Genomic DNA, 15,362 nt, shown 5'->3' on the forward strand with positions numbered 1-15,362 from the left:
CCTCCCGGCCGGCGCGGCGGGGGCCGCCGCCCGGGTATGGCGAGGGCGTGATACCGCGAGGCGGGGAAGGTATTGGATCGTGGCCCGGGCGGGCGCGAGGCTTGCCCCGGAGGGGAAGGGGCGTTCGTGGACGATCTGGACGACTGGCCGGGCAGCGAGCTGAGCGACGAGGAGCTTGACGTCGCCTACAACGTGCGCAGGAAGGCCGGGCCCGAGCTGTTCGACCGGTACATGGCCCGGTACCGGGCCATGTCGGAGGCGGCCGTCGACGGGCTGCCGGGGCACCCGGGGATCGTCTACGACGAGGCGAGCGGGGAGCGGCTCGACGTCTGGGGCACCGGCGAGGAGCTGCGGCCGGTGTTCGTCTTCCTGCACGGCGGCTACTGGATGGCGCTGTCGCGGGACGTGTCGTCGTTCATGGCGGGGATGCTGCACGAGCAGGGCGTCGCGACCGTGGTGCCCGACTACACGCTGGCGCCGAAGGCGACGCTGGAGGAGATCGTCCGGCAGGCTCGGGCGTCCGTGGCCTGGGTGTACCGGCACGGGCGCGAGCACGGCCTGGACCCCGAGCGGATCGTGGTGGGGGGCAGTTCCGCGGGCGGTCACCTGACCGGGATGACGATGGTCGGCGGCTGGCAGGAGCCGCTCGGGCTGCCCGCCGACGTCGTCAAGGCCGCGATGCCCTTCAGCGGGCTGTTCGACATCCGCCCGATCACCCGCGTCTACGTCAACGAGGCCGTGCGGCTCGACCTGGCGCGGGCCGCGGCGCTCAGCCCGGCGCTGCTGCCGGCACCGTACCGCTGCCCGGCCGTCCTCGTCGCCGGGGAGGACGACGGGGACGGCTTCCTCGCGCAGTCCCGGATGTTCCATCCGCGCTGGGACGCGGGGGACCTGATGATCGTGCCGGGCCGCGACCACTTCGACGTGGTCCTCGACCTCGCGGATCCGGACTCCGCGGTGGGCCGGGCGCTCGTCGACCTGGTCCGCGCGGTGTGATCAGCCCGCGGTGATCTCGGCGGCCGCGCGGCGCAGGTGGTCCAGCATCAGCCGGGCGGACGGGGTCGGGGCGCGCCGCGCGGGCAGCGTGACGCCCACCTGGCGGCGGACGGTCTCCAGCGGCACCGGGAGCGGCGCGATGTCGGCGTCGGTCCGCGCGACCAGCTCGGGCAGGGCGGCGATCATGTCGGTGTCGCGGACGAGGGTGCGGACGGTCAGCACGGAGGTGCACTCGACGAGGTCGCCGGGCGGGTCAAGGCCGCCGGCGCGGAAGACCTGCTCCAGCTCCGACCGCAGCGCCGTCTGCTCCAGCGGCAGCACCCACGGGTAGGCGAGCAGGTCGGCCAGGCCGAGGTCGGGAACGGAGCGCGCCGGATGGCCGAGGCGGGCGACGAGGCGGACGGGTTCGCCGTAGAGGGTGATCTGGCGCAGGCCGCGCAGGTCGCCGATCGGGTTGAGGCGGCCGAGGATCAGGTCGATCTCGCCGTCCAGCAGGCGGGGGACCTGCGCGTCGAAGGTGGCCTCCTGGACGATGACGGTGATGCCGGGGCGGTCGCGCTTGAGCGCCGCGATCGCGCGGGGGAGCAGGACGCTGGAGCCGGCGAGCAGGGTGCCGATCGTGACCGTGCCGACCTCGCCGTCGGCCAGGCCGCTGATGCGCTCGCCGGCGCGGCGGAGCTCGGCCAGGACGGCGCGGGCGTGCTCGACGAACGCGTCGCCGAACATCGTCGGGGTCATGCCGCGCGGGCCGCGGGTGAACAGCTCGACGCCGAGGACGCCCTCGACCTCGCGCAGGCTCCGCGTCACCGCTGGCTGCGCGAGGCGAAGATGCTCGGCGGCCCGCAGGACGCTGCCGTGGTCGGCGATGGCGACGACGAGCACCAGGTGCCGCAGCTTGAGCCGTCCGTTGAGCAGGTCGATCGCGCGCATGCTGACTTGGTATCACAGTTCGGTCATATCCGGCGGCTCTGGGGTCACCGTCCGGGTATGGCGGCCGGGTCGAGGTACCCCTCCGCCTGGAGGGCGAAGAGCTCGGCGTAGCGCCCGCCGGCGGCCATCAGCGACGCGTGGGTGCCGTGCTCGGCGATCCGGCCGCCGGCGAGCACGTAGATGTGGTCCGCCGTCCGGACGGTCGAGAAGCGGTGCGAGATGAGCAGCACGGTCCGTCCCGCGAGCAGGTCCCTGAGGCGCTCGAAGAGGTCGTGCTCGGCGCGGGCGTCCAGGGTGGCGGTCGGCTCGTCGAGGATGACGAACGGCGCGTCGCGGAAGAACGCCCGGGCGAGGGCCACCCGCTGCCACTGGCCGCCGGACAGGTCGGTGCCTCCGGCGAACTCCGGTCCGAGCAGCGTCTCGTAGCCGTCCGGCAGCCCGCGCAGGAACGGGTCCGCCCCCGCGGCGCGCGCGGCGCGCTCGACGGCCTCCCGGTCGCGGGCGCGCTCCGGCCTGCCCAGCGCGATGTTGTCGGACGCCGGCAGCAGGTAGCGCTCGAAGTCCTGGAAGAGCACGGCGACGGAGGCGCGCAGTTCCTCCGGGGCGGCGCTCGCGACGTCGACTCCGTCGTACAGGATCCGTCCCGACCGGGTCGACCGTGGGGTCGAAGTCCTGCGTGAGGACCAGGACCTCGGCCTCGGCGCCCACGCGTCAGGCGCACACGTCGTCGAGGATCTTGTCGCCCCACGGCGGCTGGCCTGATCCCGTGGTCGTGTACGAGCTGTACCCGGCGGTGACGTCCTCGCCCTCCGGGCCGACCCAGGTCTGGGTCGCGGGGTCGTAGTGGCCCGCCTGCGGGTCGGCCGCGGGGGCGCCGTCGTCGGGCGTCCCCCACGGGGTGGAGTAGGCGTAGCCGAACGGCCGCTCGTCACCGTCCGGGGTGGGGACGCCCGCCGGATCGAAGCCGGCGTGGTCGGGGGAGATGAAGGCGCGGGTGGTGCGGAGAGCGGGCCTGGTCAGGGTTCCGGGCATGGGCGTGCCTTTCTGCTGGGCGGACGTGCCTGTCCGACATGCGGGCGTGCGTGGGCGGAGCGGGAGCGCCGAGGAGGGCGGGGGCGGGGCGCGGGGGCGGCCGCTAGGGGGAGGTCGGCTCGGTGATCCCGATGATCCCCGGGATGTCGCCGGAGAACGTCCAGGTCAGGCTGCTGCGGTCGTAGTGGCCCGCCGCGAGCCTCGTCGTCCGCTCCGGTTCGTGCTCGTCGGGGCGCTCGTAGAGGTAGGCCAGCGGGGCGCGGGGGCTGGTGCGGGTCCGGGCCCGGGACTCGGTCGGCCTGGCCCGGACGACCAGGTCACCGCCGTCGAGTTCGGGCGGGTCGAGACGGAGGAAGGGGGGCGGGTCCAGCGGGCCGGTGCCGCGGGTCATGACTGCGGGCCTCCCGGAGATCACCGGCGATCACAAGATCAAAGTGACATGGATCACGGGGCTCGGCAAGGCGCGATCTTGTCCGTATCCGGCCAGCGGACGGAGGGGACCACCATAGCCGTTCCGTCATAGCGGCCGGGGGATTTGGTATTTGCCAGGCATAGCTTCGCGGGTGAGTATCGGGGGGTCGAGCCACGCGGGAGGGAAGCGGATGAAGGCTGAGCACTACGTCGGCGGGGTGTTCCGTTCGGACGGTCCGGCCTTTCCCCTCATCGCGCCGGTGGACGGTACCGAGCTGGGCGCCGTCCCCGAGGCCACGCGGGAGGTCGTGGACGACGCCGTGGCCGCGGCCCGTGCCGCGCTGAAGGGCCCCTGGGGCGCGATGGCCGCCGAGGAGCGGGCCGCGGCGCTGCGGCGCGTCGCGGACGGCGTCCAGGCGCGGTTCGAGGAGTTCGTCGACGCCGAGGTCGCCGACACCGGCAGGCCCCGTGCGTTCGCCGAGACCGTCGACGTGCCGCGCGCCGTCGGCAACTTCCGCGCCTATGCCGACCTGCTGTACGGGCGCCCGGAACGGGCCTACACCACGCGGGTCCCGGGGTGGAGCTCGGGGACGGGCGAGGCGCTCAACTACACCGTGCGCCGGCCGCTCGGGGTGGTGGCGGTCGTCTCGCCGTGGAACCTCCCGCTGCTGCTGTCGACCTGGAAGATCGCGCCCGCGCTCGCGTGCGGGAACGCCGTGGTGGCCAAGCCGTCGGAGGAGACGCCCTCCACCGCGACGCTGCTCGCCCGGGTGATGGACGACGCGGGCCTTCCCCCCGGCGTGTTCAACCTGGTGCACGGGCACGGCCCGGGCGCGGCCGGGGAGTTCCTCACCGGGCACCCCGGGGTGGACGCGATCGCGTTCACCGGCGAGTCGGCCACCGGCGCCGCGATCATGCGCAACGCCGCCGACCACGTCACCCCCGTCTCGTTCGAGCTGGGCGGCAAGAACCCCGCGCTCGTCTTCGCCGACGCCGACCTGGACGCCGCCGTCGACGGCACGGTCCGCTCCTGCTTCACCCACTCCGGGCAGATCTGCCTGTGCACCGAGCGCGTCTACGTGGAGCGCCCCGTCTTCGAGGAGTTCGTCGCGAGGCTTGGCGAGCGGGCCCGCGCGCTGGACGGCTACGGGCCGATGATCTCGGCCGGGCACCGCGACAAGGTCCTGTCGTACCTCCGGCTCGCCCGCGAGGAGGGCGCCACGGTCGTCGCCGGCGGCGGCGCCCCCGAGTTCGGGGACGCGCGGGACGGCGGCTTCCACGTCCAGCCGACCGTCCTCACCGGGCTCCCCGAGACCGCCCGGGCCGTGCGGGAGGAGATCTTCGGGCCCGTCTGCCACGTGGCGCCGTTCGACACCGAGGACGAGGCCCTCGCGCTCGCCAACGACAGCCCCTACGGGCTCGCCGCCACGGTGTGGACGCGGGACCTGTCGCGCGCCCACCGGGTGGCGCCGCGTGTCGAGACCGGGATCGTCTGGGTGAACTGCTGGAACCTGCGCGACCTGCGCACCCCGTTCGGCGGCGTCAAGGCGTCCGGGATCGGCAGGGAGGGGGGAGAGTACTCCCTGGACTTCTTCTCCGAGCCCGTCAACGTCTGCGTCCAGATCTGAGAGCGAGCCAAGTGACCACGAACCTCGACGCCGCCGCCGAGCGTCTCCTCGGCGCCTACGCCGGCGGCACGCCGTGCGCGCCCGTACGCGACCTGATCGGTACGGCGGACGACGCCTACGCCGTCCAGGACCGGCTGACCGACCGCTGGCTGGGGGAGGGGCGCCGCCTCGCGGGCCGCAAGATCGGCCTAACGTCGCGCGCCGTGCAGGCGCAGATCGGGGTGGACAGCCCCGACTTCGGGATGCTGTTCGCCGACATGGCCGTTCCCGACGGGGAGGAGATCCCCGCCGGCGCCGTGCTCCAGCCGCGCGCCGAGGCGGAGGTCGCCCTCGTGCTGGAGCGCGACCTGACCCACGAGCGGCACACCGCCGCCGACGTGATCCGCGCGACGGCGTTCGCGCTGCCCGCCATCGAGGTGGTGGGGAGCCGCGTCCGCGACTGGGACATCACGCTCGCCGACACGGTCGCCGACAACGCCTCCTCCGGCATGTACGCGCTGGGCAACCGGCCCGTCCCGCTCAAGGACGTCGACCTGCGCCTGTGCGGGATGGTGATGGAGCGCCGCGGCGAGCAGGTCTCGACCGGCAACGGCGCCGCCTGCCTCGGGCATCCGCTGAACGCCGCGCTCTGGCTCGCCGACACCCTCGTCCGCGTGGGCCGCCCGCTGCGCGCGGGCGACACCGTCCTGACCGGCGCGCTCGGCCCGGTGGTCCCGGCCGGCCCGGGCGACGTGTTCGAGGCGCGCATCGACGGGCTCGGCGACGTCCGCGTCGCGTTCGGCAAGGAGGAGTCCTGATGGTGGACGTGCACGCCCTCGCGGCGGCGCTCGACGACGCCGCCCGGGACGTCCGGGCGATCCCCAAGCTGACCGCCCGGACGCCGCTGGACGTCGCCACGGCGTACGCGGTGCAGCGCGCCGGGATCGAGCGGCGGCGCCGCAGGGGCGAGCGGCTCGCCGGGGTGAAGATGGGGTTCACCAGCCGGGCCAAGATGGTCCAGATGGGCGTGGACGACGTCATCTGGGGCCTGCTGACCGACGGCATGGCGGCCGAGGGGGCGGTGGACGTGTCCCGCCTCGTCCATCCGCGGATCGAGCCCGAGATCGCCTACCTGATCGGGCGGGAGGTCCGCTCCGCCGCCGAGGTCGAGTCGGCCGTGGCCGGCGTCGCGGTCGGGTTCGAGGTGCTCGACTCCCGCTACGAGGACTTCGCGTTCACGCTCCCGGACGTCATCGCCGACAACGCCTCGGCGGCGCGGTTCGGCGTCGGCGCCTGGCACGCGCCCCGCGACCTGTCCAACGCCGGGCTGCTGCTGGAGATCGACGGGCGGCCGGTGCAGGCGGGCTCGTCCGCCGCGATCCTCGGGGACCCGGCGCGGTCGCTGCGGGCGGCGGCCCGGCTCGCGCTCGGCGCCGGGATGACTTTGGAGCCGGGCTGGATCGTCCTCGCCGGCGCCGCGACGGCCGCCGTCCCGCTGCCGAAGGACGCCCACGTCCGGGTCGTCGGGGCGGGCCTGGGCGCCGTGGAGGTGACGACCTGATGGACGACGCGATCCTCGTCGAGGGCAAGGCCCCGCCGCGCGGCCGGTTCCCGCACCTGCGGCGGGCGGGCGACCTGGTGTTCGTGTCCGGGACGAGCTCGCGCCGCCCGGACGGGACGTTCGCCGGGGCGAGCGCCGACGCGATGGGCGTCACCGACCTCGACGTCCGGGAGCAGACCCGCGCCGTCATCGAGAACATCCGCGACCTGCTGGAGGCGGCGGGCGGCGGCCTGTCCGACGTCGTCAGCGTCACCACCTACCTGGTGAGCATGAACGACTTCGGCGGCTACAACGAGGTCTACGGGGAGTACTTCGACGAGACCGGCCCCGCCCGCACGACCGTCGCCGTCCACCAGCTCCCGCACCCGCACCTGCTCATCGAGATCTCGTGCGTCGCGCACATCCCGCGGGCGACGCGGACCGGAAAGGAGGGCGGAGCATGACCCTGCCCCAGCTGTCGTTCGGACGGCCGTTCAACTTCGACGCCTGGATCGAGGAGCACCGCGACCTGCTGAAGCCGCCGGTCGGCAACGTGCAGGTCTTCGACGACGCCGGGCTGATCATCATGGTGGTCGGCGGCCCCAACCAGCGCACCGACTTCCACGACGACCCGACCGAGGAGTTCTTCTACCAGCTCAAGGGCAACATGGTGCTGCGGGTCATGGAGGAGGAGGGCCGCCCGCCCACCGACCTGCAGATCAACGAGGGCGACGTCTTCCTGCTGCCCGCGCACGTCCGGCACTCGCCGCAGCGGCCCGAGCCCGGGTCGATCGGCCTCGTCGTGGAGATCCCGCGCCCCGAGGGCCTCACGGAGGCGTTCGAGTGGTACTGCACCGAGTGCCACCACCTCGTCCACCGCGCCGAGCTCCAGGTCCGCTCGATCGTGGACGACCTGCCGCCCGCCTTCGAGGGCTTCTACGGCGGCGACAGGAAATGCCCGAACTGCGGCGCGGTGCACCCGGGCCGGCAGTGGCCGCGGTCCATGACCCCGACGACGGCGCCCCGTGTCTGACGGGGCCTCGGTGACGGTCTTCGACGTCCACACGCACGTCTTCCCGGTGATCGGCCGCGACGAGGGGCGGCTGCTCGCCGACGAGGGCCAGCCGTGGCTGCGCGTCGACGGCGGAGGCGCCGGCATGATGATGTGCGGCGACGCCGAGTACCGGCCCGTCGGGGAGGCGCTCTGGGACGCCGCGCGCCGCGTGGCCGACATGGACGCCGCCGGCGTCGACCGGCAGGCCGTCTCGTCCACGCCGCTGATGTTCGGGTACGCGGCCGAGCCGTCCCGCGCCGCCGACTGGTGCGACTTCGTGAACGAGCGCATCCTGGCGTTCTGCTCGGACGTCCCCGACCGGCTCCTGCCGCTCTGCCAGGTGCCGCTCCAGGATCCCGAGCTCGCCTGCGAGGTCGCCAAGCGGGCCGCCGCCGCCGGGCACCGCGGCGTCCACATCGGCAACCATGTCGGCGACCGCAACCTCGACGACGAGGGGATCACGGCGTTCCTCGCGTACTGCGCGGAACTCGGCCTGCCGGTCCTGGCGCACCCGTGGGACATGCTCGGCGGCGACCGGATGCGCGGCCACATGCTGCCGTGGCTGTCCGGCATGCCCGCCGAAACGCAGCTGAGCATCCTCGGGCTGATGCTGTCGGGGGCGTTCGAGCGCCTCCCCGAGTCCCTGCGGCTGTGCTTCTGCCACGGCGGAGGCAGCTTCGCCTTCCTGCTCGGGCGGGCCGACAACGCCTGGCACCGCCGCGACATCGTGCGCGCCGACTCGCCGCGCCCCCCGTCGGAGTACGTCGGCCGGTTCCACGTCGACTCGGCCGTGTTCGACCCGCGCGCGCTGCGGCTGCTCGTGGACGTGATGGGTCCCGGACGCGTCATGCTCGGCACCGACTACCCGTTCCCGCTCGGCGAGAAGGACCCGGGGGCGACGATCCGTGCGTGCCCCGGCCTGGACGGCGCCGAGCGCGCCCTGCTGCTCGGCGGCAACGCGGAGGCGTTCTTCGCGCCCGCCCACGACCTGGTGACCACCGAAGGAATGACGCAGTGACCCTGGAGGACGAGGCGCGGCGCCTCGACGAGACCGATCCGCTGCCCACGCTGCGCGGGGAGTTCCTCGTCCCGCCCGCGCCCGGCGGGCCCTACGCGGAGGCCGCGTACTTCGCGGGCAACTCCCTAGGGCTCCAGCCGAGGAGCGTGGCGGGGCGGCTCCGCGAGGAGCTGGACGACTGGGCGCGGCTCGCCGTCGAGGCCCACACGCAGGGGCGCCGCCCCTGGGTGGACTACCACGAGCTGCTGCGCGGGCCCGCCGCCCGCCTCGTGGGCGCGCTGCCGCACGAGGTCGTCGCGATGAACTCGCTGACGGTGAACCTGCACCTGATGATGGCGAGCTTCTACCGGCCCGCCGGTACGCGGACCCGCATCGTCATCGAGGACGCGGCGTTCCCGTCCGACTCCTACGCGGTGGCGAGCCAGGCCGTCCATCACGGCCTCGACCCGGCCGGGACGGTCGTGCGGCTCAGGCCCCGCGACGGCGAGGACGTCCTGCGCACCGAGGACGTCCTCGCGTACCTCGACCGGGAGGGCGGCACGGTCGCGCTGGTCCTGCTCGGCGGGGTCAACTATCTGACCGGGCAGCTCATGGACATGGCGGCGATCACCAAGGCGGGCCGGGCCGCGGGCGCGGTCGTCGGGTGGGACCTCGCCCACGCCGCCGGGAACGTCCCCCTGCGGCTGCACGACTGGGACGTGGACTTCGCCGCCTGGTGCACCTACAAGTACCTCAACGGCGGTCCTGGCGCCGTCGCGGGATGCTTCGTCCACGAGCGGCACGTCCGGGACGCCTCCGTGCCGAAGCTGGCGGGCTGGTGGGGCACCGACCCGGCCGTCCGGTTCCGGATGGACCCCGACATCGCGCCGCCCGCCTCCGCCGACGCCTGGCAGCTGTCCAACCCGCCGATCATGGCGCTCGCCCCGGTGCTGGCCTCCCTGGAGATCTTCGACCGGGTGGGGATGGACGCGCTGCGCGCCAGGAGCGAGCGCCTGACCGGCTACCTGGCGGACCGGCTCGCCGGAACCGGCGTCGAGGTCGTCACGCCGTCCGACCCGGCGGCCCGCGGCGCGCAGCTGTCGGTGCGGGTGCCGGACGCGGTCGGGCTCGTCCGGCGGCTCGCCGAGGCGCACGGTGTCGTCGCCGACGCGCGCGATCCCGATGTCGTCCGTTTCGCGCCCGTCCCGCTGTACTGCACCTTCCACGACTGCCACCGCGCCGCGGCGGCCCTCGCGGATCTTCTTTAGGTGTGTCGGTGCATGGGTCCGCCCGGCATCGGGTAAGTTCGTCTGCGTTGCACGATGGTGTCGGCCCGGCCGGCCGGCGCCAAGCAGTCTCGAAGCGTTTTCTCCGGGTGACCGGCGGGCGTGAGTGAGTCCGCTTGCAGCCCGGCCCCGCCGACCGGCGGGCCGGAGACGTTTTACCCGGAAGGGAAAGACCATGGCCGAAGGCACCGTGAAGTGGTTCAACGCTGAGAAGGGCTTCGGGTTCATCGCGCCCGACGGCGGCGGCCCCGACGTGTTCGTCCACTACTCGGCGATCACGACCAACGGCTACCGCAGCCTCGACGAGAACCAGCGCGTCGGGTTCGAGATCACCCAGGGCCAGAAGGGCCCGCAGGCCGAGGGCGTCTACCCGCTCTAAGGTCCTGCCGGATCTCAGCTGAGGCCGGGGGCGCTCGCGCGTTCCCGGCCTTTCGCATGTCCATCGGCCGGCTCACGCGTTCGCTCGCTCGACCGAGGCCACTTCCATACAGGCCCTAGGGCACGGCCCGCTCGGTGCGGCCGGCGGGCTCGGCCGCCGGCGCCGCGGTCGCGCCGCCGCCGTGCGTGTTCAGCGCCCCGGCCGTCACGGTCATCACCGCGACCACGCACGTGATGAGCGCGAACGCGGCCGGGTAGGACAGCGCTCCGGCCGTCCAGCCGGTGATGGCGGGCGCGGTCAGGCCCGACAGGTAGGTGATCGTCGCGACGCCCGCCACGCCCTCGCCCGGGGTGGCGCCGGCGGCGCCCGCCGCCGCGAACACCAGCGGCACGACCGTCGCCACGCCGACGCCGAGCAGCGCGAACCCGGCGATGGCGGGCCAGGGCGCGCGGGACGCCACGACCAGCGCGCCGCCGAGGACCGCCACCACGCCCCCGCACCGGACCACCCGGGCCGGGCCGAGCCGCCGCACCAGCCGGTCGCCGAGCAGCCGCGTCCCGGCCATGCAGGACATGAAGACCGTGTAGGCGGCGGCCGCCAGGCCGGGGCCCGCGTCCGCGACCTCGGTCAGGTAGACGGCCGTCCAGTCGGCGCTGGCGCCCTCGGCGAACGTGGCGCAGAACCCGACGACGCCGATGGCCAGAACGGCCCGGGTCGGCAGTGCGAAGCGGCGCGGCGCCGGGGCGCCGGGGGACGGCCGGACGTGCAGCAGGCCGCGCCCGGCCGGCGCGCCCACCGCCAGCAGCACGGCGGCGACCAGGCCGAGGTGCAGCCGGGCGTCGATCCCCGCGTGCGCGGCCAGGATGCCGGTGCCGCCCGCGATGAGGCTGCCGACGCACCACAGGCCGTGCAGCCCGGACATGACGGGCTTCCCCAGGTGCCGCTCCACCGACACCGCGTGCGCGTTCATCACCACGTCGGACATGCCGGCGGTGGCCCCGAACAGCAGCATCGCCGCGAACAGGAAGGCGGGGGCGGGGGCCAGCGCGGGCAGCGCCCCGGCGGCGCACCAGGCCGCGATCAGCAGGCGGGTCGCCCGGCGCTCGCCGATCCGGTGCGCGATGCGGCTCGCGGTCGGCATGCCGATGAACGCGCCGATGGACGGGCAGAGCAGCGCCGCGCCGAGCATGGCGGGCGACAGGTCGAGCCGGTCCTGGATCCAGGGGATGCGGGTGGCGAGGGTGCCGGCGACGGCGCCGTGCAGAGCGAACACGACCGCGATGGCGCGGTGGGGGGAGTTCATGGTCCTAGAAACTAACAGGCAGCCTTCCTGATGAAAAGCGCATCATGCAGGTTCCCTGCCTACTACGATGGGCGGCGTGAAGACCGCCGACCCGACGATGGCCCGCGCGATCAACGACCGGCTGGCCCTCGACCTGCTGCTGGAGCGCGGGCCGCTGACCGCGCCGCAGCTGCGGACGCTGACCGGGCTGTCGCGGCCGACGGTGTCCGACCTGATCGAGCGGCTGCGGGCCGGCGGGCTGATCGAGGCGGCGGGGGAGACCGGCGCCGACCGGCGCGGGCCGAACGCGCGCCTCTACGGCCTGGTCGCGGACCGCGCCCACGTCGCCGGGGTGGACCTGCGCCGCGACGCCGTGCACGTCAGCGTCGCCGACATCGCGGGGAACCCGGCGGGATCGGCGTCCCGGCCGCTGCCCCCGGCGCCCGACCTGTGCGCCGTCGTCGCCGACGCGGTGACCGAGGCGGCGGGCGGACGCACCCTGCACACGCTGGTGCTCGGCACCCCCGGGCTGATCGACCCGCGCACCGGGCGCGCGACCGACAGCGGCGTCCCCGGCGGCCGGCCCGACCTCGGCTCGGCCCTGCGCGACCGGCTGGGCGCGCCGGTGCGGGTGGAGAACGAGGTCAACCTCGGCGCCATCGCCGAGCACCGCGAGGGCGCGGCGGAGGGCCGCGACGACTTCGCGCTCCTCTGGCTGGACGACGGCGTCGGCGGGGCGCTCGTCCTGGACGGCCGGCTGCGGCGCGGCGCCTCCGGCGGCGCGGGCGAGGTGGGCCTGCTGAAGGTCGGCGGGACGGACTTCTGCGCCCTCCTCGACGGGACGGCCGTCGCGGGCCTGGGCGACGAGGCGATCGCCGGGCGCATCGCCGAGGCGGTGTTCGTGCTCGTCGCCGTCCTCGACCCCGGGCTCGTCGTGCTCGGCGGGGCGCTCGGCCGCGCGGGCGGCGACCGGCTCGCCGGCCTGGTCGCCGCGAAGCTCGCTCTGCTCAGCCCGGCCGCCACCGAGGTGCGGCCGAGCCTCGTCGAGGGCGACGCCGTGCTGCGCGGCGCGGTGCTGACCGCCCTCGACGTGGTCCGCGACGACGTCTTCGGCTAGAGGCGCCCCGGCCGGCGGCCGCCCGGCCGCGCGTCCCTCACGCCTTCGGCAGGCGCTCGCCCGCCCGGAGCCGGTCCAGGCCGAGCCAGATGAACTCCACGGCCATCTGCTCGGCGCGCTCGCGCGGCGTGTCGGGATGCTCCAGCCACCACGACACCATCGACAGCATCGACCCGTACATCAGCGGGACGAGCAGCCGCGCCCGCCGCTCGTTCACCGCGAGCGCCGCCGGCGACAGCGCCGGGTCGGCCCTGCGGCGGCGCAGCAGCAGGTCGGCGAACGCGGTCCCGAGCCGGTCGCGCAGCTCCCGCAGCTCCAGGCCCACCTCGGGCTTGTCGAGATGCCGGACCACGAGGGCCCACGCGTCGGGCTCCTCGGTGGCGTAGTCGAACAGCACCCGGATCATCGCCCGGATGCCGTCGGCCGAGCCGTGCGCGGCGAGCACGGCCCGGTTCAGCCTGCCGGTGAGCTCGGCGACGATGGCCTCGGTGACCTCGGCGAACAGCTCCTCCTTGGAGGTGAAGTGCTGGTACAGCAGCGCCTTGGACACCTGCGCCCCCGACGCCACGTGCTCCATCTGGGTCAGGTGGTAGCCGCGGCGGCCGAACTCCGCCAGCGCCGTCTGGAGCAGCTGCTCGCGCCGCCGGGCGTGCGGCATGCGCCGCCGCGCGCCCGGCGACGCCTCCCCCGTGCCGCCGGTCATGTGCCGAGGTACCCGCCGAGCTCGGCGCGGGCCACGCTCCGCACGTGGACCTCGTCCGGGCCGTCCGCGAGGCGCAGCGTGCGCAGCCCGGCCCACATCGCGGCGAGCGGGGTGTCGTCGCTGACGCCGGCGCCGCCGTGCACCTGGATCGCCCGGTCGACCACCTCCAGCGCGACCCGCGGGGCGATCACCTTGATCGCCGCGACCTCGGACCGGGCCGCCTGCACGCCCTGCTTGTCGATCAGCCAGGCGGTCTTGAGGGTGAGCAGCCGGGCCTGCTCGATCGCCATCCGCGACTCGGCGATCTGCTGGCGCACCACGCCCTGCCTGGCCAGCGGCCCGCCGAAGGCGACCCGCGACACCGCGCGCTCGCACATCAGCTCCAGCGCCCGCTCGGCCATCCCGATCGCGCGCATGCAGTGGTGGATGCGGCCGGGGCCGAGGCGGGCCTGCGCGATGGCGAAGCCGCCGCCCTCCTCGCCGACCAGGTTCTCCACGGGGACGCGGACGTCGGTGAAGGTGATCTCGCAGTGGCCGTGCTGGTCCTGGTAGCCGAACACGGGCAGCGGCCGGACGACCTCCACCCCCGGGGCGTCGAGCGGCACGAGCACCATCGACTGCTGCCGGTAGGGGTGCCCCTCGGGGTCCGTCTTGCCCATCACGATCATGATCTTGCAGCGCGGGTCGGCGGAGCCGCTGATCCACCACTTGCGGCCGTTGACGACGTAGTGGTCGCCGTCGCGCACGATGCTGGTGGAGATGTTGGTGGCGTCCGAGCTCGCCACGTCCGGCTCGGTCATCGCGAACGCGCTGCGGATCTCGCCGTTCAGCAGCGGCGCGAGCCAGCGCTCCTTCTGCTCGGGCGTGCCGAACAGGTGCAGCACCTCCATGTTGCCGGTGTCGGGCGCCGCGCAGTTGATGGCCTCCGGCGCCAGGGCGGGGGAGCGGCCCGTGACCTCGGCGAGGGAGGCGTAGTCGGTGACCGAGAGGCCGTGTGCGGGGTCCTCGCAGTCGGGAAGGAACAGGTTCCACAGGCCGCGTCCGCGCGCCTCCACCTTGAGGTCCTCCACGACCTGGGGGACGTGGTGCTCACGGCCCGCCGCGCGCAGCTCGGCCCGCTGGGCCGCGTAGACCGGCTCGGCCGGGTAGACGTGGGAGGCCATGAAGTCCTGGAGGCGGCCGAGGTGGTCCCGGGCCCGCTCGCTCAAACCGAAGTCCATTCCGCTAGAGTAACTGACGAGTCAGTTACTTCGGGAGGAGTCCCCCATGGCACCCTTCGACGGCACCGGCAAGGTCGCACTGATCACGGGCGGGTCCAACGGCATCGGGGCCGCGGTGGCGCGCCGCCTGGCCCGCGAGGGCGCGCGCGTGGTGCTCGCCGACGTCGACGCGGAGGCCGGGGACGCGCTCGCGAGGGAGCTGGACGGCGCGTTCGTCCGCTGCGACGTGCGCGAACCGGCCGACAGCGAGGCCGCGGTCGCGGCCGCTGTCGACCGCTTCGGGGGCCTTGACGTGGCGTTCCTCAACGCCGGGGTTGCGGGCGGCGGGGGCGTCGGCGACGACTTCGACCTCGCCGCGTACCGGCGGGCCATGGGGATCAACCTCGACGGCGTCGTGTTCGGCGCGCACGCCGCGCTGCCCGCGCTGCGCGCCCGGGGCGGCGGCGACATCGTCGCCACCGCGAGCATGGCCGCGCTCACCGCGACGCCGTTCGATCCGGTCTACGGCGCCAACAAGGCGGCCGTGGTCGGGCTCGTCCGCGCCCTCGGCCCCACGTTCGCCGGGGAGGGCGTCCGCGTGAACGCTCTGTGCCCCTCTTTCGCCGACACCGACATCCTCACCCCCCTCAAGGGGCACCTCCAGGAGACCGGCTTCCCGATTCTGGAGGTGGGGGACGTGGTCGAGGCGTTCATGCGGATCCTGGACGCCGGCGGCGCGGGCGAGGCCTGGTACGTGGTGCCCGGCCGCACGCCCGAGCCGTTCCGCTTCCGCGGCGTGCCCGGACCCCGCTGAGCATCCGAGAGCTTC

At 74.5% G+C, this 15,362-nt stretch carries 17 protein-coding genes and 1 pseudogene; 11 read left to right on the forward strand and 7 right to left on the reverse strand.

Features of this window, described 5'->3' with window-relative positions:
* Positions 1-126: 126 nt before the first annotated feature.
* Positions 127-996 carry an alpha/beta hydrolase gene (locus AB0C84_RS22865; RefSeq protein WP_361069667.1) on the forward strand — a complete coding sequence of 290 codons (870 nt, stop codon included), beginning with the start codon at positions 127-129 and terminating at the stop codon, positions 994-996.
* Here AB0C84_RS22865 and AB0C84_RS22870 read toward each other — a convergent pair whose 3' ends face one another.
* The 4 genes and pseudogenes from AB0C84_RS22870 to AB0C84_RS22885 all read right to left on the reverse strand — a co-directional run bounded on the left by AB0C84_RS22870 (position 997) and on the right by AB0C84_RS22885 (position 3,349).
* The gene (locus AB0C84_RS22870) at positions 997-1,926 is read right to left on the reverse strand and encodes a LysR substrate-binding domain-containing protein (protein ID WP_258943295.1); all 930 of its coding nucleotides are present in this window, start codon (positions 1,924-1,926) and stop codon (positions 997-999) included.
* 44 nt (positions 1,927-1,970) lie between these two features.
* Positions 1,971-2,567, reverse strand: a pseudogene (locus tag AB0C84_RS22875) (ABC transporter ATP-binding protein); the annotation flags it as partial.
* A 70-nt stretch (positions 2,568-2,637) separates the two neighbouring features.
* A complete protein-coding gene (locus AB0C84_RS22880; RefSeq protein ID WP_361069670.1) occupies positions 2,638-2,958 on the reverse strand; it encodes a hypothetical protein in 321 nt (106 codons plus the stop codon).
* A 103-nt stretch (positions 2,959-3,061) separates the two neighbouring features.
* Positions 3,062-3,349 (reverse strand): hypothetical protein, encoded by a 288-nt coding sequence (locus AB0C84_RS22885; RefSeq protein WP_179848449.1) that lies wholly within the window; start codon positions 3,347-3,349, stop codon positions 3,062-3,064.
* A 211-nt stretch (positions 3,350-3,560) separates the two neighbouring features.
* Here AB0C84_RS22885 and AB0C84_RS22890 point away from each other — a divergent pair, with 211 nt between their 5' ends.
* The 8 genes from AB0C84_RS22890 (at position 3,561) to AB0C84_RS22925 (ending at position 10,232) form a co-directional block, all read left to right on the forward strand.
* A complete protein-coding gene (locus AB0C84_RS22890; RefSeq protein ID WP_338742928.1) occupies positions 3,561-4,997 on the forward strand; it encodes a 2-hydroxymuconic semialdehyde dehydrogenase in 1,437 nt (478 codons plus the stop codon).
* Positions 4,998-5,008: 11 nt separating this feature from the next.
* A complete protein-coding gene (locus tag AB0C84_RS22895) occupies positions 5,009-5,794 on the forward strand; it encodes a fumarylacetoacetate hydrolase family protein (RefSeq protein ID WP_361069675.1) in 786 nt (261 codons plus the stop codon).
* The gene (locus AB0C84_RS22900; protein WP_361069678.1) at positions 5,794-6,537 is read left to right on the forward strand and encodes a fumarylacetoacetate hydrolase family protein; all 744 of its coding nucleotides are present in this window, start codon (positions 5,794-5,796) and stop codon (positions 6,535-6,537) included. Before AB0C84_RS22895 ends, AB0C84_RS22900 begins: the two co-directional genes overlap by 1 nt.
* Positions 6,537-6,980, forward strand: a complete 444-nt coding sequence (locus AB0C84_RS22905) for a RidA family protein (protein ID WP_361069681.1) — start codon at positions 6,537-6,539, stop codon at positions 6,978-6,980. The genes AB0C84_RS22900 and AB0C84_RS22905 overlap by 1 nt, the downstream gene beginning before the upstream one ends.
* Positions 6,977-7,549, forward strand: coding sequence for a 3-hydroxyanthranilate 3,4-dioxygenase (locus AB0C84_RS22910; protein ID WP_179848453.1), 573 nt, complete (start codon positions 6,977-6,979; stop codon positions 7,547-7,549). The genes AB0C84_RS22905 and AB0C84_RS22910 overlap by 4 nt, the downstream gene beginning before the upstream one ends.
* Positions 7,542-8,588, forward strand: a complete 1,047-nt coding sequence (locus AB0C84_RS22915; protein ID WP_361069685.1) for an amidohydrolase family protein — start codon at positions 7,542-7,544, stop codon at positions 8,586-8,588. Before AB0C84_RS22910 ends, AB0C84_RS22915 begins: the two co-directional genes overlap by 8 nt.
* A complete protein-coding gene (gene kynU / locus AB0C84_RS22920; RefSeq protein WP_361069688.1) occupies positions 8,585-9,835 on the forward strand; it encodes a kynureninase in 1,251 nt (416 codons plus the stop codon). The genes AB0C84_RS22915 and kynU overlap by 4 nt, the downstream gene beginning before the upstream one ends.
* A gap of 193 nt (positions 9,836-10,028) precedes the next feature.
* A complete protein-coding gene (locus tag AB0C84_RS22925) occupies positions 10,029-10,232 on the forward strand; it encodes a cold-shock protein (RefSeq protein ID WP_067639228.1) in 204 nt (67 codons plus the stop codon).
* A gap of 115 nt (positions 10,233-10,347) precedes the next feature.
* Here AB0C84_RS22925 and AB0C84_RS22930 read toward each other — a convergent pair whose 3' ends face one another.
* Complete coding sequence (locus AB0C84_RS22930; RefSeq protein WP_361069691.1) at positions 10,348-11,535, reverse strand: MFS transporter; 1,188 nt, start codon at positions 11,533-11,535, stop codon at positions 10,348-10,350.
* 76 nt (positions 11,536-11,611) lie between these two features.
* On the opposite strand from AB0C84_RS22930, the gene AB0C84_RS22935 reads away from it, so the two are divergent.
* Entirely contained in the window at positions 11,612-12,631 is a 1,020-nt protein-coding gene (locus tag AB0C84_RS22935; RefSeq protein WP_361069694.1) for an ROK family transcriptional regulator, read from the forward strand.
* Between the two features lie 37 nt (positions 12,632-12,668).
* Here AB0C84_RS22935 and AB0C84_RS22940 read toward each other — a convergent pair whose 3' ends face one another.
* Positions 12,669-13,334 carry a TetR/AcrR family transcriptional regulator gene (locus tag AB0C84_RS22940; RefSeq protein ID WP_361069697.1) on the reverse strand — a complete coding sequence of 222 codons (666 nt, stop codon included), beginning with the start codon at positions 13,332-13,334 and terminating at the stop codon, positions 12,669-12,671.
* Positions 13,331-14,554 carry an acyl-CoA dehydrogenase family protein gene (locus tag AB0C84_RS22945; protein WP_361069700.1) on the reverse strand — a complete coding sequence of 408 codons (1,224 nt, stop codon included), beginning with the start codon at positions 14,552-14,554 and terminating at the stop codon, positions 13,331-13,333. Before AB0C84_RS22945 ends, AB0C84_RS22940 begins: the two co-directional genes overlap by 4 nt.
* Before the next feature lie 46 nt (positions 14,555-14,600).
* On the opposite strand from AB0C84_RS22945, the gene AB0C84_RS22950 reads away from it, so the two are divergent.
* A complete protein-coding gene (locus AB0C84_RS22950) occupies positions 14,601-15,347 on the forward strand; it encodes an SDR family NAD(P)-dependent oxidoreductase (protein WP_179848459.1) in 747 nt (248 codons plus the stop codon).
* Positions 15,348-15,362 lie beyond the last annotated feature (15 nt).

Source organism: Actinomadura sp. NPDC048955, assembly GCF_040649435.1.
GTDB classification, from domain to species: Bacteria; Actinomycetota; Actinomycetes; order Streptosporangiales; family Streptosporangiaceae; genus Spirillospora; species Spirillospora luteofluorescens.

Excerpts from the sequence above, each read along its gene's own strand:
- AB0C84_RS22890 (WP_338742928.1), top strand. The coding sequence starts at position 3,561 with ATGAAGGCTGAGCACTACGTCGGCGGGGTGTTCCGTTCGGACGGTCCG.
- AB0C84_RS22925 (WP_067639228.1), top strand. The coding sequence starts at position 10,029 with ATGGCCGAAGGCACCGTGAAGTGGTTCAACGCTGAGAAGGGCTTCGGG.
- AB0C84_RS22905 (WP_361069681.1), top strand. The coding sequence starts at position 6,537 with ATGGACGACGCGATCCTCGTCGAGGGCAAGGCCCCGCCGCGCGGCCGG.
- AB0C84_RS22945 (WP_361069700.1), bottom strand. The coding sequence starts at position 14,554 with ATGGACTTCGGTTTGAGCGAGCGGGCCCGGGACCACCTCGGCCGCCTC.
- AB0C84_RS22940 (WP_361069697.1), bottom strand. The coding sequence starts at position 13,334 with ATGACCGGCGGCACGGGGGAGGCGTCGCCGGGCGCGCGGCGGCGCATG.
- AB0C84_RS22950 (WP_179848459.1), top strand. The coding sequence starts at position 14,601 with ATGGCACCCTTCGACGGCACCGGCAAGGTCGCACTGATCACGGGCGGG.
- AB0C84_RS22930 (WP_361069691.1), bottom strand. The coding sequence starts at position 11,535 with ATGAACTCCCCCCACCGCGCCATCGCGGTCGTGTTCGCTCTGCACGGC.
- AB0C84_RS22870 (WP_258943295.1), bottom strand. The coding sequence starts at position 1,926 with ATGCGCGCGATCGACCTGCTCAACGGACGGCTCAAGCTGCGGCACCTG.
- AB0C84_RS22885 (WP_179848449.1), bottom strand. The coding sequence starts at position 3,349 with ATGACCCGCGGCACCGGCCCGCTGGACCCGCCCCCCTTCCTCCGTCTC.
- AB0C84_RS22900 (WP_361069678.1), top strand. The coding sequence starts at position 5,794 with ATGGTGGACGTGCACGCCCTCGCGGCGGCGCTCGACGACGCCGCCCGG.
- AB0C84_RS22880 (WP_361069670.1), bottom strand. The coding sequence starts at position 2,958 with ATGCCCGGAACCCTGACCAGGCCCGCTCTCCGCACCACCCGCGCCTTC.
- AB0C84_RS22910 (WP_179848453.1), top strand. The coding sequence starts at position 6,977 with ATGACCCTGCCCCAGCTGTCGTTCGGACGGCCGTTCAACTTCGACGCC.